This window comes from Mycobacterium venezuelense (assembly GCF_054919535.1).
The window spans coordinates 520,837-535,842 of sequence record NZ_JBONDW010000001.1 but is presented as its reverse complement, the minus strand read 5'-3'; the positions used below and the strand labels follow the sequence as shown (position 1 = coordinate 535,842).

General features: G+C 67.3%; 13 protein-coding genes. 5 read left to right on the top strand and 8 right to left on the bottom strand.

All coding sequences use genetic code 11. The features are described from left to right. Positions 1-35: 35 nt before the first annotated feature. Genes ACRCUN_RS02635 through eccE form a run of 4 tightly spaced genes read left to right on the top strand, consistent with a single transcriptional unit; the run spans position 36 to position 4,660 of the window. Positions 36-935: an ESX secretion-associated protein EspG gene (locus ACRCUN_RS02635; protein ID WP_462140091.1), complete on the top strand. Its 900-nt coding sequence runs from the start codon at positions 36-38 to the stop codon at positions 933-935. Positions 936-937: 2 nt separating this feature from the next. Further along, the gene (gene eccD, locus ACRCUN_RS02630; protein ID WP_462140090.1) at positions 938-2,353 is read left to right on the top strand and encodes a type VII secretion integral membrane protein EccD; all 1,416 of its coding nucleotides are present in this window, start codon (positions 938-940) and stop codon (positions 2,351-2,353) included. A gap of 7 nt (positions 2,354-2,360) precedes the next feature. Continuing rightward, entirely contained in the window at positions 2,361-3,740 is a 1,380-nt protein-coding gene (mycP, locus tag ACRCUN_RS02625; RefSeq protein WP_462140089.1) for a type VII secretion-associated serine protease mycosin, read from the top strand. Continuing rightward, positions 3,737-4,660 (top strand): type VII secretion protein EccE, encoded by a 924-nt coding sequence (gene eccE, locus ACRCUN_RS02620; protein WP_462140088.1) that lies wholly within the window; start codon positions 3,737-3,739, stop codon positions 4,658-4,660. The genes mycP and eccE overlap by 4 nt, the downstream gene beginning before the upstream one ends. Here the strand turns inward: eccE and ACRCUN_RS02615 are convergent. From ACRCUN_RS02615 to ACRCUN_RS02605, 3 genes are read right to left on the bottom strand one after another with little or no spacing between them, the layout of a single operon-like run. After that, entirely contained in the window at positions 4,616-5,824 is a 1,209-nt protein-coding gene (locus ACRCUN_RS02615) for an alpha/beta hydrolase family protein (RefSeq protein ID WP_462140087.1), read from the bottom strand. The two genes, eccE and ACRCUN_RS02615, sit on opposite strands and share 45 nt — an antisense overlap. Positions 5,825-5,841: 17 nt before the next feature. Then, positions 5,842-7,596, bottom strand: a complete 1,755-nt coding sequence (locus ACRCUN_RS02610; protein ID WP_462140086.1) for a glycosyltransferase family 39 protein — start codon at positions 7,594-7,596, stop codon at positions 5,842-5,844. Positions 7,597-7,639: 43 nt separating this feature from the next. Further along, complete coding sequence (locus ACRCUN_RS02605; RefSeq protein WP_462140085.1) at positions 7,640-8,518, bottom strand: amidohydrolase family protein; 879 nt, start codon at positions 8,516-8,518, stop codon at positions 7,640-7,642. Positions 8,519-8,563: 45 nt separating this feature from the next. Here ACRCUN_RS02605 and ACRCUN_RS02600 point away from each other — a divergent pair, with 45 nt between their 5' ends. After that, the gene (locus ACRCUN_RS02600; RefSeq protein ID WP_462140123.1) at positions 8,564-9,328 is read left to right on the top strand and encodes a trans-aconitate 2-methyltransferase; all 765 of its coding nucleotides are present in this window, start codon (positions 8,564-8,566) and stop codon (positions 9,326-9,328) included. 52 nt (positions 9,329-9,380) lie between these two features. Here the strand turns inward: ACRCUN_RS02600 and cysC are convergent, their stop codons facing one another. From cysC to ACRCUN_RS02575, 5 genes are all read right to left on the bottom strand, one after another. Next, positions 9,381-11,252, bottom strand: coding sequence for a sulfate adenylyltransferase subunit CysN (gene cysC, locus ACRCUN_RS02595; protein WP_462140084.1), 1,872 nt, complete (start codon positions 11,250-11,252; stop codon positions 9,381-9,383). Beyond that, a complete protein-coding gene (gene cysD, locus ACRCUN_RS02590) occupies positions 11,252-12,166 on the bottom strand; it encodes a sulfate adenylyltransferase subunit CysD (protein ID WP_462140083.1) in 915 nt (304 codons plus the stop codon). The genes cysC and cysD overlap by 1 nt, the downstream gene beginning before the upstream one ends. Beyond that, on the bottom strand, positions 12,163-12,966 hold the full coding sequence (gene stf0 / locus ACRCUN_RS02585; RefSeq protein ID WP_462140082.1) for a trehalose 2-sulfotransferase: 804 nt from the start codon (positions 12,964-12,966) through the stop codon (positions 12,163-12,165). Before stf0 ends, cysD begins: the two co-directional genes overlap by 4 nt. A gap of 78 nt (positions 12,967-13,044) precedes the next feature. Next, positions 13,045-14,424, bottom strand: a complete 1,380-nt coding sequence (locus tag ACRCUN_RS02580; RefSeq protein WP_462140081.1) for a sulfatase family protein — start codon at positions 14,422-14,424, stop codon at positions 13,045-13,047. Between the two features lie 93 nt (positions 14,425-14,517). Then, complete coding sequence (locus ACRCUN_RS02575; RefSeq protein ID WP_462140080.1) at positions 14,518-15,000, bottom strand: hypothetical protein; 483 nt, start codon at positions 14,998-15,000, stop codon at positions 14,518-14,520. Positions 15,001-15,006 lie beyond the last annotated feature (6 nt).

Genomic DNA, 15,006 nt, shown 5'->3' with positions numbered 1-15,006 from the left:
ATGGGGCTAGGGTTCGGTCTTCCAGATAGGACATAGTGGGAGCTAACGCAGTCGAGCTGACCACCGAGCAAGCCTGGTACATCGCGGATGTGCTCGGCGCCGGGGCGTTTCCGTGGGTGCTGGCGATCACGCCGCCCTACAGCGAACCGGCTCAGCGGTCCGGCTTCGTCGCCGAACAGACCGCCGAACTGACCAGGATGGGCGTGCTCAATTCCAGTGGCGAGGTCAATCCTCTTGTCGCCCAGTGGGTCAGGCTGACCTGCCGGGCCACGCAGTGGCTCGACCTGCGCTTCGTGTCGGGGCCGGGTGATCTGCTGCGCGGCATCGTGGCGCGCGGACGAGCGTTCGCGCGAGGAGACGGCCAGCGCGGCGATGGCCGTACCGTCGTCGCGTTGCGCAACGCGCAGCTGGTCACCTTCACCGAGATGGACATCAGCCACCCGCATGCCCTGGTACCGGTGCTCACGGCGGGTCTGTCGCAGCGCCGGCCCGCGCGGTTCGAGGAGTTCGCGTTGCCGGCCGCCGCAGGCGCCCGCGCCGACGAGCAGATCCGCAACGGCACCCCGCTGGCCGAGGTGCTGGGATTCCTCGGAGTCCCGGCGTCGGCCCGCCCCGTGGTGGAATCGGTGTTCGAAGGTCGGCGCACCTACGTCGAGATCGTCGCCGGAGAACATCGCGACGGTCACCGTGTCACTACCCAGGTGGGCGTCAGCGTGGTTGACACCCCACAGGGCCGGATCCTCGTCTCGCCGTCGAAAGCCTTCGACGGGGAATGGATTTCGACCTTTACGGCGGGCAGTGCCGATGCGATCGCCGCGGCGATCGAGCGGCTGACCGCATCCCTGCCCAGCGGCTCGTGGTTCCCCGACCATCCGCTCACCCGCGACTTCGACGAAGCCGCGGCACCTCACCGAGAAATACCCCAGAAAGCATAGGAATGTCCGAGAACACTGTGATGCCGATCGTCCGGGTGGCCGTGCTGGCCGCTGGAGACGACGGTGGCCGGCTTACCGAGATGGCGCTGCCGTCCGAGTTGCCGCTGCGCGAAATCCTGCCCGCGGTCCAGCGCATCGTGCTGCCCGCAGGCGGCGATGACGGGGCGAGCGCCCCCGACCCGGTGCGGCTCAGCCTGGCCCCAGTCGGCGGAGCCCCGTTCAGCTTGGACGCCACACTTGACACCGTCGGTGTCGTGGACGGCGATCTGCTTGCGCTGCAGGCAGTTCCGGCCGGTCCGCCCGCACCAAGGATCGTCGAGGACATCGCCGATGCCGCCGTCATCTTCTCGGCCGCCCGGCAGCGTCCCTGGGGTGCCGCGCACGTCGCGCGGGCGGCCGCGCTTGCCGTGATCGGGCTGATCCTCGTCGGCACCGGTTTCGCGGTGGCGCACCGGGTGGTCACCGATGAGATGCTCGGACTGTTCGTCGTCAGTGGCATCGCCATTGCCGCCGTGCTCGGTGCGCTGTCGGTGCGCGGCCGGTTCCCGGTGTTCGGTACCGCCCTTGCGGTCACCGCGCTCGTGCCCGTCGCTGCGGCGTTCGCCCTCGGCGTGCCAGGCGATTTCGGCGCGCCCAATGTGCTGCTCGCGGCCGCCGGTGTGGCCGCGTGGTCGCTGATCAGCATGGCCAGCTCCGGCGATGACCGCGGCATCGCGGTATTCACCGCCGCCGCGGTGGCCGGTATCGGTGTCCTGCTGGTGGCCGGGGCCGCCGCGATGTGGGATCTCTCATCGACGATCCTGGGCTGCGCGCTGGTGCTGCTCGGGCTGTTGGTCACCGTCCAAGCCGCACAACTGTCGGCGATGTGGGCCCGCTTCCCGCTTCCCGTCATTCCGGCGCCGGGCGATCCGACGCCGGCGGCGCAGCCGCTTTCGGTCTTGGCCGACCTGCCGCGCCGGGTGCGCGTGAGCCAGTCGCACCAGACCGGTGTGATCGCGGCCGGTGTTCTCCTGGCCGTGACCGGGTCGCTGGCGTTGGTGGGTTCGGCTTCCGCTTCTCCGTGGGCCTGGTACATCGTCGTGGCCGCCGCGGCCGGTGCCGCACTGCGCGCACGGGTATGGGATTCCGCCGCGTGCAAGGCATGGCTGCTGGGCCACTCCTACCTGCTGACCGTCGTCTTGCTGGTCGCCTTCGCGATCGACGGACATTATGAGGCGGCATGGTGGGCGCTGGCCGCGCTCGCGGCGCTGGTGCTGGTGTGGGTTGTCGCGGCACTCAACCCGGCTATCGCCAATCCCGAGACGTACTCGCTGCCGATGCGCCGGCTCGTCGGCTTCTTGGCTTCTGGTATCGATGCCTCACTGATTCCGGTGATGGCCTTCCTCGTTGGGCTGTTCAGCCTGGTTCTCGACAGGTGATGAATCGGTGATTCAGAAAAGCCTGGGCGTCCTCGCGACGGCCGGTCTCGTACTGCTGATCGGCTGCCCGTCCGCGGGCGCCATCAGCCCGCCGGAGGTCGACCCGCAAGTCGGTCCACCTCCGGGCGCCGCGGGGCCGGTGCAACCGATGATGCAGCGCGGTGAATGCACGACGACAACCACGATGCCCGGCACCGATCCCGGTGCCGTCAGCCCAAACCAGATGGCGCTCAACCTCGCCGGTGCATGGCAGCAAAGTCGCGGGGAAGGGCAGACCGTCGCGGTCATCGACACCGGCGTGCAGCCCGGCCCGCGGCTTCCCAACGTCGAAGGCGGAGGCGACTTCATCGAGTCGACCGACGGCCTGACCGACTGCGACGGCCACGGCACGTCGGTCGCCGGCCTGATCGCCGGACAACCCGGACCCGACGGATTCTCCGGTGTGGCACCGGCCGCCCGGTTGATCTCGATCCGACAGAATTCGCCACGGTTCGCCCCACGCACACCGAGTGCCGACGCGGTCGAGGCCCGTGCGGCAGGCGATGTCGTCAGCCTGGCGCGGGCCGTTGTGCGCGCAGCAGACTTGGGCGCGCGCGTCATCAACATCTCCGTCGTGACGTGCCTGCCCGCCGACAAGACCGTCGACCAAACCGAACTCGGCGCAGCGCTGCGTTACGCCGCGGTCGAGAAGGATGCCGTCATCGTCGCTGCCGCCGGCAACAACCGTGGTGGTGTCACCACCGGATCGGCCTGCGAGTCCAATCCGCTCGGCAACGCAGGCCATGCGGATGACCCGCGCAATTGGGCTGGTGTCACATCGGTTTCGATACCGTCGTGGTGGCAGCCCTATGTCCTGTCCGTCGGATCGCTGAACGCGACAGGGCAGCCGTCCGGCTTCACCATGGCAGGCCCATGGGTGGGAATCGCTGCGCCGGGGGAGAACATCACCTCGGTGAGCAACGCGCCCGACGGTGGCCTGTCCAACGCTGTTGCGTCCGAACAGGATCGGCTGATCCCGCTGAGCGGCACGAGCTACGCCACGGCCTACGTGTCGGGTGTCGCGGCATTGGTGCGAAGCAAGTACCCCGATCTGAACGCGCGCCAGGTGGTGCATCGCCTGACGACGACGGCGCAGGGCGCGGCACGGTCGCCGTCCAACGTCATCGGCGCCGGTGGGGTCGACCCGGTCGCGGCACTGACCTGGAACGTGGCCGACATCCCACTCGACGGGCCGACGGCGCCCGAAGGTAAACCCATTGCGGCACCGCCAGAACCCGCGCCGCGTGACAACACCCCGCGAATCATCGCGTTCGCCGGTACCGGAGCCCTTGCGCTTGTGGCTGTTGCCGCTCTTGTCGCATACCGTCGGAAGGACAAGACCACATGACCGCCCGTATCGCGCTGGCGTCCCTGTTCATCGTCGCGGCGGTGCTGGCCCGGCCATGGCAGACCACCACTGAACGCTGGGTCCTCGGCGTCTCCGTCGCCGCGGTGATCGTGCTGCTGGCCTGGTGGGGCGGCATGTTTTTCACCACGATGGTCGGCCGGCGAATCGCCATGTGGCGGCGCAATCTCGCGAAGAAGGACGTCGAAGAACGCCAGGACGCGGCGACCGTCGTGCTGCGGGTCGATCCGGCCACACCGGCCCAACTGCCGATTGTCGTGAGCTATCTGGACCGGTACGGCATCCGGTGCGACAAGGTCCGCGTCAGCCACCGCGACGCCAACGGCAGCCGGCGCAGTTGGATCAGCCTGACCGTCGCCGCCACCGACAACCTCGACGCGCTGCGAGCGCGGTCGTCGCGAATCCCGTTGCAGGACACCACTGAAGTGGTGGGTCGCCGATTGGCTGACCACCTGCGCGAGCACGGCTGGACCGTCACGATCGTCGACGGTGTCGACACGCCGCTCCCGGCTCCCGGTAAGGAGACCTGGCGAGGCGTGCAGGACGAGACCGGATACGTCGCGGCGTACCGGGTTGCGGTGAACGACAACCTGGATGAGGCACTCGCCGCAATCAGCGCACTGCCCTCCGATGAGACCTGGACTGCGCTGGAATTCACCGGATCTCCGGCACATCCGCTGTTGACGGTCGGGTGCGCGGTTCGCACCACGGACCGGCCCGCGGCGAAGGCTCCGGTACCCGGCCTCAGCGCGGCCCGCGGAAACCATCGTCCGGCACTGGCTGCGCTCAACCCGCTGTCGACGCACCGGCTCGATGGCGGCCCGACGGTGTTGCCGAAGGCGCTGCTGCCACGTCCGTCAGTCGAACATGAAATTCCGCAGGAAGCGGGTCATCCGGCGTAGGTAGTCCGGCTGGCTCACGTGCAGCAGGTGGTTGCCGGGGAACCAGTGGAACGCACAGCGATCCCAGTGTTCCCACAGCAACTCGGCCTGCTGCGGCGGGGCCAGCCGGTCACCGAGGCCGGTGATGATGAGCCTGCGGTCCTTGGCGACGAGCGGCCGGTAGTTCAGCGGTGACGCGTAGCGGGTCGCCGCCTCGGACAACGCCGGATCGGTGCGCGCGACGAAACGCTCAAGTGCCACTAGCTTGTTGGCCGGGAACCACTCGTCGACCGTGCGGTCGGGCGTCACGACGGGCACGTTCGGGATCACGGCCTGGATTCGATCGTCGACACTGGCGAGCAGGGCCGACGTGAAGCCGCCCAACGAGATGCCGGTGAGCGCGATCCGATCGACACCCGTGAACTCCAGATAATCCATGATCGACCGGAAGTCGTGCACCGCCTGAGCCATGCCCTCGGCGAATCCGCCGAACCCGTGTGCGAAGAAGCCGTGACCGCTGAAGGGCGAGAACCTTTCGGCGCGCCGACCGTGAAACGGCAAGGTGTACAACAACACGTCGTAGCCGGAGCGGTAGAACCACGGCAGGGACAGGAAGAGCCCGTTCGCCAGATACGGCGATCCCATGAATCCGTGAATCACGCACAGCGTTGGATGCGGTCCATCGTCATGACGCCAATGCTGAGCCCGCACAACGTTATTGCGGGCAAAGCCCGCGCATTGGTCGCGAAGGGCGGGGTTGACGGCGCTGAAGCTGCTGGCGAATCTGATGTTCTCGACCCGGCCGTGCGCGATCCACTCCGCAATCGGATTGGCCGGTCGAGACGAGACACGCGGAGGCTCGGTCGGGGCGGGGAACGAAACCGCGGGGTCCTGTGCGTCGGCGAGATCGGCGTAGAACCGCATGTGATCGTGTTCGATTCGCGAACCGGCGGGCCGCATGATCGACGCCAGGGTGCGCGGAACCATGGAGGCTGCGACGATCGATGCCACCCCGGTGCGCAATACGATGTCGGACGCTGCGGACGCGTCGACGATCGCGCGTTGGCGCACGGTCAGATCGACCCGTCGGGGCAGGCCACGTGAGCTGGCATCGGCTCCTGGGACATCCGGAATCGGGATGGGAGGTTCGATCGGATCGACTCGGTCAGCATGGGACGACTCCACGATGCCGATGCTAACCGTCAGATCAGCCGGTAGACGGTAGATGAGCCCATCGTGACGGGGGTGAAATGAGCGGCGACCCAGTCGGCGATCTCGCGGGTGTGGGCGTTGGTGCGGTTGGGTGCGCGGATGACCTCGCCATGCGGGCGAAAGCCGGCCTCGACGTAGTACGTGATCCGGCCGGCATGCACATCACCGATGAACTGCTGCAGCGTCGGCACCGGGTCGCCGCTCCACCCGCCGACCGCCATCACGGCAGTGCCGGACGCGATCTCCAGCGCCGCCGCCGGCTGAGAACCGTTGGTGGCCGCCGACCACGTTGTGCGCGTCGCGGCCAACTTCTCCGCAAGCTCGCGGTTGGCCGCGAGATCACCCAGCCAGCCCGCTGACTGGTTCACCGTGACCGGTTGTGTGCCGTGATGCGGTGCCGTCGCCGTCGCGACCGCGAAGCCGGTCACCGGAATCAGACCGGCCACCGCCGCGAGTACCAGTCCGGGAACCGCCCATCGGTGTCCCAGGATCAATGCGGTCACTGCGAGCACGACGACGGCTGTGATCGCCCACACCGACCACGCCGGGCCGAACTCGTTGCGGTGCAGCAGGTTCACTCCGGAAAGGGCGGCGGTCACGGACAGGGCCGCGAGGGCGATCCGGGCGTCGAGGTGAGCCCGCCGCCGCCACCCCCACACGACGCCACACCCCAGCAGTGCTCCGATCGCCGGCGCGAGTGCGACCGTGTAGTACGGGTGCAGCATGCCGTTCATGTACCCGAGCACGACCGCGGTGGTCACCAGCCAACCGGCCCACATCACAAGCGCGGCCAACTCGGTGCGCGGAAGCCGGTGTCGCACAGCCAGATACAACCCGAAGCCGGCGGCCGCCGCCGCCGCGGGCAGCAGCCAGCCGATCTCGTTGCCGACCTCTGCGGTGAACAGCCGTGCCAAGCCATGGCCGTACCTCGCACCGGCATGGTGTTCACCACCGACGATGCGGCTGATCCCGTTGTAGCCGAACGCGAGATCGAGCTCGGTGTCGTCGGTCGATCCGCCGATGTAGGGCCGGCTGCTCGGTGGTACCAGCTGGACCGCGAGCACCCACCAGCCCGCGGCGGTGACGAGCGCAGCGGCGGCGGCCAGCAGGTGACACAGCCGTCGGCGCCACGATGTGGGTGCGAGCAGCAGGTACGTCAGCGCGAACGCCGGAAGCACGAGAAACCCCTGCAGCATCTTCGTCAGGAAGGCCGTGCCGAGCACCGCGCCGGAAAAGACCAGCCAGCGCCAGGATGCCGACTCGACCGCGCGGGTCAGGCAGTACGCGGCCACGACCAGCAGCAGCACGAGCAGGGCGTCGGGATTGTTGAACCGGAACATGAGGGCCGCAGCCGGGGTGACGGCCAGAACCGCGCCGGCAAGCAGTCCGGCGATCGGTGCAAACGGCTGTGTGGACATCGACCGCCGCACCGTCGCATAGAGCACGGCCACCGCCGCGACGCCCATCAAAGCCTCGGGTGCCAACACCGACCACGGGTTCATGCCGAACAACCGCACCGACAGGCCGGTGATCCACAGCGCGGCAGGCGGTTTGTCGACCGTGATGAAGTTGTGCGCGTCGAGGGCGCCGTAGAACCACGCCGACCAACTCTGTGCGCCTGCCTGCGCGGCCGCGGCGTAGAAGTCGTTGCCGTAACCGTTGATCGACAGGTGCCACAGATACAGCGCCGCGGTGGCGGCGAGCAACGCGAACAGACCGGCATGCTGCCACCGCGATGTCGTCATGCGCAACACCGTGCCTGACCTGGCTGTAAACCGCCTGTGAGAGTTAGTTCAGGTCGAACAGCCGCGCGGCATTGTCGTGCAGCACGTTGCGCAGCCACTTGTCGTCGACGCCGGGCAGGTCGATGAGCGTCTGCACAGCCTCGGCGTAACCGTACGGAATGTTGGGGAAATCGCTGCCGAACAGGATGCGCTCGCCCAGGGCGTGCAGGCGGCTCCGGTCGGATGCCGGGAATGGCATGGTGGACTCGACGAACGGTGTGAACGCCATGGTCGTATCGAGCCGCACTTGATCGAATTGCTCGGCAAGGTCGAGGAATTCGCGGTACTCCGGCATGCCCATGTGCGCGACGATGAGGACCAGCCGGGGATAACGGCGCAACAGCTGGGCGATCCGGTCCGGGCCGGTGAAGTCGCCGGGCACCGGGCCCGACCCGCAGTGGATCACGACGGGAACCGCCGCGTCCTCGATGGTTCCCCACACCAAGTCGAGCAGTGGGTCGTTGGGGTCGTAGCGGCCGACCTGGATGTGTGCCTTGAACACCTGCGTGCCTGCCGCCACGGCGTCGGCGACATAGCCGGCGGCTCCCTCCTCGGGAAAGAACGTCGCGGTGGCCAGGCAATCCGGCGTGGCCTGCGCGAAGCCGAATGCCCATAGGTTGAGCCAGGCCGCCATGTCCGGCTTGTGCGGATACACCAGCGACGTGAACCGTCGCACGCCGAAGGACCGCAGCGTGGCGACCCGCTGTTGCTCGTCGGCGCGGTAGGTGATCGGCCATTCGCGGCCGATCAGCGGGCCCTGGCTGTCGAAGTACTGCCACACCTTGTCCATGACGTTCTTCGGCATGAAGTGGGTGTGAACATCGACGATGCCCGGTAAGCCCAGCGACGTCCAGATCTTCTCAACCGATTGCGACTCATCCATCGACAGCGATGATGTCATCCGGAACTGAGGAGGAAGATGGCACCCGTGTGGAATCCCGACACCTACCTGGCCTTCGCTGATCACCGTGGTCGCCCGTTCTACGACCTGTTGTCGCGGGTTGCGGCGGTCGATCCGCGGCGGGTCGTCGACCTGGGATGCGGACCGGGCAACCTGACCGAGACCCTGCGCCAACGCTGGCCCTATGCGGCGCTCGAGGCGTGGGACAACTCGCCGGAAATGGTGACCGCGGCGCAGGCTCGCGGCGTCGATGCCCACGCCGGTGCGATCGAGGACTGGGTGCCACGGTCCGACACCGATGTGGTGGTGTCCAACGCGGCGCTGCAATGGGTGCCGACGCACCGCGAGATCGTGGTGCGGTGGGCGCGTCAACTGCCTGCGGGCGCCTGGATCGCGTTTCAGGTGCCTGGCAACTTCGATTCGCCATCACACGAGGCGGTGCGGGAAGTGGCGCGCAGCGCGCCGTTCGCCGAAGCCCTGCGGGACATGCCGTGGCGCGATACCGGCCAGGTGGACACGCCCGTCGAATACGCGGGACTGCTCACGGATGCTGGTTGTGTCGTGGATGCCTGGGAGACCACGTACGTGCACCAATTGACCGGCGAGACACCGGTTTTGGATTGGATCACCGGGACAGCACTCACCCAGGTCAAAAGCCGCCTGACCGAACAGGCGTGGCAGGAGTATCGCCAAGCCATCATTCCGCTGCTGGCCGCGTCTTATCCGGCCCGGCCCGACGGCACGACGTTCTTCCCGTTCCGTCGCGTGTTCGTGGTCGCCCGAGTCGAGTGATTTGTGCACCTCCACCGGCGCTGACCGCCGTTGACGGTGCACAAATCACAGGTCAGCGACGGGCGTTGAGCAAGGTGATCACCTGATCGACGAGGTCGTCGATGTCGGCTCCGGTGGTGTCGAGCACGAGATCGGGGTTCTCGGGCGCCTCGTACGGCGCGTCGACGCCGGTCAGACCCGTGAGCTCGCCGGCTTTGGCGCGCGCGTAGAGGCCCTTGGGATCGCGGCGCGCGCATTCCTCGACCGGTGTCGCGACGTGCACCTCGATGAACGGCAGCTTGGCCGCGTCGTTGAGGGCTCGTGCGGTCTCGCGGTCGGAGCGCAGCGGAGACACGAGCGAGGCCAATGCCACGACGCCCGCGTCGGCCAGCAGGCGCGTGAGATGCCCGACGCGACGGATGTTCTCGGTGCGGTCGCCTGCCGAGAACCCGAGATCGTCCGACAGCCCGTGCCGGAGGTTGTCGCCGTCGAGCAGGTAGGCGACCTGGCCGGACTCGACCAGGGCGCGTTCGACGGCCACCGCCACGGTGGACTTGCCGGAGGCGGGTAGGCCGGTGAACCAGATGGTCGCGCCGCGTTGCCCGGTCTTGTTCCAGCGGTAGTCCCGGTCGAGCGATGACGGATGCCATTTGATGTCTGACCGGTTATGGCCGCTCGGCTTGACCTCGCGAGCGTCGAGGATGATGCCCGCGCCGACGGTGTCGTTGGAGACCTCGTCGATCAGGATGAACGCGCCGTTGTCCCGGTTGTCGGCATAGGGGTCGGCAATGACGACCGAGCTGGTTCGCAGGGTCACCGAACCGATGTCGTTGAGCGCCAACTCGACCGGTCCGTCGACCTCGTCGAGTGTTTCCGGGTCGAGCTTGTTGTGCAACTCCTGGACGGTGGCCCGCACGGTACGGGTGCCCTGCTTGAGCGCCAGCCGGTCGCCGGCCCGCAGTGGGTTGTCGAAGAACCAGCACACCGTGGCATCGAGCTCGCGGGCGAGGACCGGCAGCACGGCGTCATCTGACGCGCTCACGAACACGTCGCCGCGACCGACATCGATATCGTCGGCCAATTCGATCGAAACCGACAGCGGCGCAACGCCTACCGTGCGGTCGTCGTCGAGCGTGTCGACCGCGGTCACCGTCGACCGGGTACCGGCAGGCAGGCTCACCACCGGATCGCCGACCCGCAGCGTGCCCGCGGACAATCTGCCGGTGTAGCGGCGGCGCTGCTCGGCGGTGGGCCGGGACACCCACTGCACCGGCAACCGCAGGCTCGTGGGCTCCGGGTGCGGCGCCGACAGTTCGACGGCCTCCAGATACTCCAGCAGCGTGGGGCCGTCGTACCACGGCGTGTTGTCCGAGCGGTGGACGACGTTGTCGCCGAGCTTGGCCGCGATCGGGATGACGGTCAGCTCGGCTCCGGATGTGGCGAGGCCGAGCCGGTCGGCGACCTGCTGCAGTTCCCGCTCGACCTCGGCGAAGCGTTCCTTGTCGAACCCGACGAGATCGATCTTGTTGACGGTTGCGACGAAGTGCTTGATACCCAACAGCTTTGCGATGCGCGCATGCCGGCGGGTCTGGCGCAGCACACCGGCGCGGGCATCGACCAGCAGGATCGCGACATGGGCGTTGGACGCGCCGGTGAACATGTTGCGGGTGTAGCGCTCGTGTCCCGGGGTGTCGGCAAGGATGTAGCTGCGGGTGTCGGTCGAGAAGAACCGGTAGGCGACATCGATCGTAATGCCCTGCTCCCGTTCGGCGCGCAGCCCGTCGGACAGCGCGGCCAGATCGGCCACGCCCTCGGCATCGGTGACGGCTTCGAGGTGGTCGATGGGCAGGCTGTCGGTATCGTGCAGCAGCCTGCCGATCAGTGTGCTCTTGCCGTCGTCGACCGATCCGGCGGTGGTGATGCGCAGCAGTTGACGAGTGCTCATCAGAAATAGCCTTCCCGCTTGCGGTCCTCCATCGCGGCCGCGGAAGTCCGGTCGTCGGCGCGGGTTTCGCCGCGTTCGGACACGGTCGCGGCGGAGATCTCCGTGATCACCCGCTCGATATCGGTGGCCTGCGACCGCACGGCCCCGGTGATGGTGAGGTCGCCGACCGTGCGGTAGCGCACCCATTCGACCGCCGCGGTCTCGGAGCCCTGTGGCCGCGCGTATTCCGAAACCGCGAGCAGGATGCCGTCGCGCTCGAACACTTCCCGTTCATGGGCGAAGTAAATCGACGGCAGCTCAAGGTTTTCCAGCTGGATGTAGCGCCAGATGTCCAGCTCGGTCCAGTTCGACAGCGGGAAGACGCGGACCTGCTCACCCTTGCGGATGCGGCCGTTGTACAGCGACCACGGCTCGGGGCGCTGCGCGCGCGGATCCCACTGGCCGAACTCGTCGCGGAAGCTCAGGATGCGTTCCTTGGCGCGGGCGCGTTCCTCATCGCGGCGTGCGCCACCGAACGCGGCGTCGAATCCGCCGGCTTCCAACGCATCCAGCAGGGTGCGGGTCTGTTGACGGTTACGCGACGCACCCGGGCCGGGATCGGCGACGCGGCCGCTGTCTATGGTCTCCTGGACGGAGGCCACGATCAGTTTGTGGCCCGCACCGGTGACGCGGCGGTCCCGGAACTCGATGACCTCGGGGAAGTTGTGCCCGGTGTCGACATGCATCACGGGAAACGGCAGCGGTGACGGGCGAAAAGCCTTCTCCGCCAGCCGAAGCAGCACGATCGAGTCCTTGCCTGCAGAGAACAGCAGCACCGGCCGCTGAAGTTCGGCGACCACCTCACGGATGATGTGCACCGCTTCGGCTTCCAACAACCGGAGCTCGTCGACGTGCACGAGGTCTGTCACGGTCATAGCGGCAGGCCTTCCTTCTCGGCGTCGGACCGGTAGCGGTCCACCCACTCGTCGGAACGCTGATCGGCCTGGCGTTCCAGCACGGGCGCGGGCGCCAATCGCGGATCCTGGCCGAGCGCCTCCAACACCGTCGCGACGACCTGCGTGAGATTGCGCCACAGGTACGGGTAGGAGATGTCGAGAGGCTTGACGTCCTCCTCGGCGAACCAGGCCCGCCAGCCTTCCTCCTGAGCCCGCAGCATCGTGACGACATGGGCGATCGCCCCGGCGTGGTACTCGGCGCGGGCATCGCGCGCGGGATCCGGCCTGCCCCGCCACACCCGGGTCTGCACGGCGCGCCAGAACGACACCGCCTGCGACACCACGTCGGGCCGGTACACGTGGATGAGCACCGGATCGCTGCCGACGACGTCGCGAATCGCCGACAACAGGCCCGTGCCCGACCGGTCCGGAAGCCCCTTCGCCCGGTCCAGCAACAGCGGCGTCTGATTCCACATGAGCTTGCCGCCCCAGACGCCGTTGGGCGTGCGGCCCACGGTCTGGATGTAGTCACGCCAGATGTGCGCGGGCGCGAGGTCCGGCTTGCCTTCGTCCAGTGGATCGAGCAACCTCAGAATCGACTCGTCCTCGACGCCCTCGAACCACTGCCGTGGCTGTGGCGACTGACTGGTGCTCGGCAGGTACTGGAAGAACTCCTGCGGTTCACCGGCCACCCCGGTGGCACGCAACGACTCCACCAGCAAGGTGCTGCCGCTGCGCTGGGACGCGAGCACCAGGTAGGTGGTCGGATGGTCGGACATGGCCGTGACTCTAACTGCCATTGATTTGCGGTACCTATTCCAGAGGCCGTCAAGGTTTTGTGTTCGCCGTGATTGAAACTATTGGTCGGCTTGCACGGCGTCGTCGATCCCGCGATCCGCCGCTATCGCCGATCTACTCAGGGCGGGACGGCCGTGGATATGCAGGTATGTCTCGGTAAAACGCTCTGAAATACGCGTGCCCGCGAAATCGGACGGTATGACGTCGTTTGTCTTCTCGCGCCAGTCGTTCAGTAGTAACGCGAGATCGTTGGCGACCGCCTCCGCTTTGTCGGTCGCACCTGGGCCGAGCAGGTTATTGGTCTCCGTCGGGTCGTCAACCAGATCGTAGAGTTCGCGCGCGGGTCTCGGCTCGAGCGCATCAGCTGCGACAATCCGACCCGGCGGGCTGTCGGCGATATCCCATGGTAAATCCAACAATGGCCGGGCCGCGTAATTCTCGATGTAGCTGTATTCCTTTGTCCGGATTGCCCGAATTGGATCGAACGAATCGTGATAGGTCTTTGTGGTGTAGACCGCGGTGCGTATTTCCGAACCGTCTCGGGTGGGGCCGGTCAGGTTGCTGGCATGCGACAAACCGTCGACTTCGGCGGGTATCTCGACATCGACCAGGTCGAGCAGCGTCGGCAGCAGGTCGACGCCGCTGAACAGCTCGTCGTAGCGGCGGGGCGCGACGCCGGACCCGCGTGGCGGCCGCACGATCAGCGCGATGCCGGTGCCCGCGTCGTACAGCGTCGATTTGGCGCGTGGCAGTGCCGGGCCGTGGTCGGTCACGAACACCACCCACGTGCTGTCGTCGAGCCCGGCCGCGGCCAGGGCGTCGAGCAGTTCGCCCACCTTGGCGTCGGCAACCGCGATCGAGCCGTAGAACTCAGCGAGATCGGCCCGTACCTCGGCGGTGTCGGGCAGGTAGTCGGGAACCGTCACACTCTCGGCTTCGGCGGGCTCATAACGGGCGCGCGGATAGGGGCGGTGCGTCTCGAAGAAGCCCGTCGTGAGCAAAAACGGCTCGGGTGGGGCATCGGCCAGCCACCGGGTGGCCTGTTCGACGACGTATTCGCAGTACGAATTCGACACGTCGAACTCGTCGAATCCAAGCCTCGACGGATACGACGTCTCATGCTGCATACCGAACAGCGCCGTATGCCAACCTGATTGGGACAGGACGTGGGGCAGCGTGCGCACACCGGTGCGGTACTCCCAGCCGTGGTGGGCCAAGCCCACCAGGCCGTTGCTCTGTGGATAGCGGCCGGTGAACAGCGACCCGCGCGACGGCGAGCACAACGGTGCGGTCGCGTGCGCGCGGGTGAACACGATCCCTTCGGCGGCCAGTTGATCGAGCCTCGGGCTGGTCACGCCCGAATGGCCGTAGGCGCCGAGGTGGCGTCCCAGGTCATGCCAATGCACGATCAGCAGGTTCTGCCGTTGCGGCTCGGTCACGTCACATCCTCTCGTGTCACTCACCGACCGAACAGGCTGCGGCACAGTCCAGCAAGCGTTTGGCTCATCGAGAACAACTATCCCGTGGAGCTCTCACGGGTGGTACGGCACACCGATCGCGCGGAACACGTACTCGGGCGGCACGTCGAAGGCCAGTGACCGGTGCGGCACCCGCATGAGCACGTCCTCGGGTATTTCGGTCTTGTAGTGCAACGACAGCTGGCCCTGGCAGCGTGCGTCCACCTCGGCGAGGTCGGTCTCCAGGGTGAGTCCCGACGCGCTGAGTTCGGCTTTCACCGCACCGGACTGCGGCGCCGTCCAAGGCTGGTCGATGCTGCGACCGGCCAGCTTGGGAATGGTGGACATGGTCGCGAGCACGCGTTGGTTGGTGAGTACGAGGGAGCCGGCGTAGCTCGCGATGCTGCCGGCAGATCGCTTGCCGGGGATGGAGCCGGTGAAACGTCTGGTGACCGGGACGTATTCGGCGATGAAGAGGATGCCTTCGGATTCGGCCTCGGTACGCAGGTCGCCCGGTAGGCCGCCGATGCGCAGCAGCTTCCGCAGGAACAGTGCCATCTCTGC

Bases quoted from the DNA above. Each gene is read 5' to 3' on its own strand.
- ACRCUN_RS02575 (WP_462140080.1), bottom strand. From the start codon at position 15,000: ATGGCACTGTTCCTGCGGAAGCTGCTGCGCATCGGCGGCCTACCGGGC.
- cysC (WP_462140084.1), bottom strand. From the start codon at position 11,252: ATGAGCACTCGTCAACTGCTGCGCATCACCACCGCCGGATCGGTCGAC.
- ACRCUN_RS02605 (WP_462140085.1), bottom strand. From the start codon at position 8,518: ATGGATGAGTCGCAATCGGTTGAGAAGATCTGGACGTCGCTGGGCTTA.
- eccD (WP_462140090.1), top strand. From the start codon at position 938: ATGTCCGAGAACACTGTGATGCCGATCGTCCGGGTGGCCGTGCTGGCC.
- stf0 (WP_462140082.1), bottom strand. From the start codon at position 12,966: ATGTCCGACCATCCGACCACCTACCTGGTGCTCGCGTCCCAGCGCAGC.
- cysD (WP_462140083.1), bottom strand. From the start codon at position 12,166: ATGACCGTGACAGACCTCGTGCACGTCGACGAGCTCCGGTTGTTGGAA.
- eccE (WP_462140088.1), top strand. From the start codon at position 3,737: ATGACCGCCCGTATCGCGCTGGCGTCCCTGTTCATCGTCGCGGCGGTG.
- ACRCUN_RS02610 (WP_462140086.1), bottom strand. From the start codon at position 7,596: ATGACGACATCGCGGTGGCAGCATGCCGGTCTGTTCGCGTTGCTCGCC.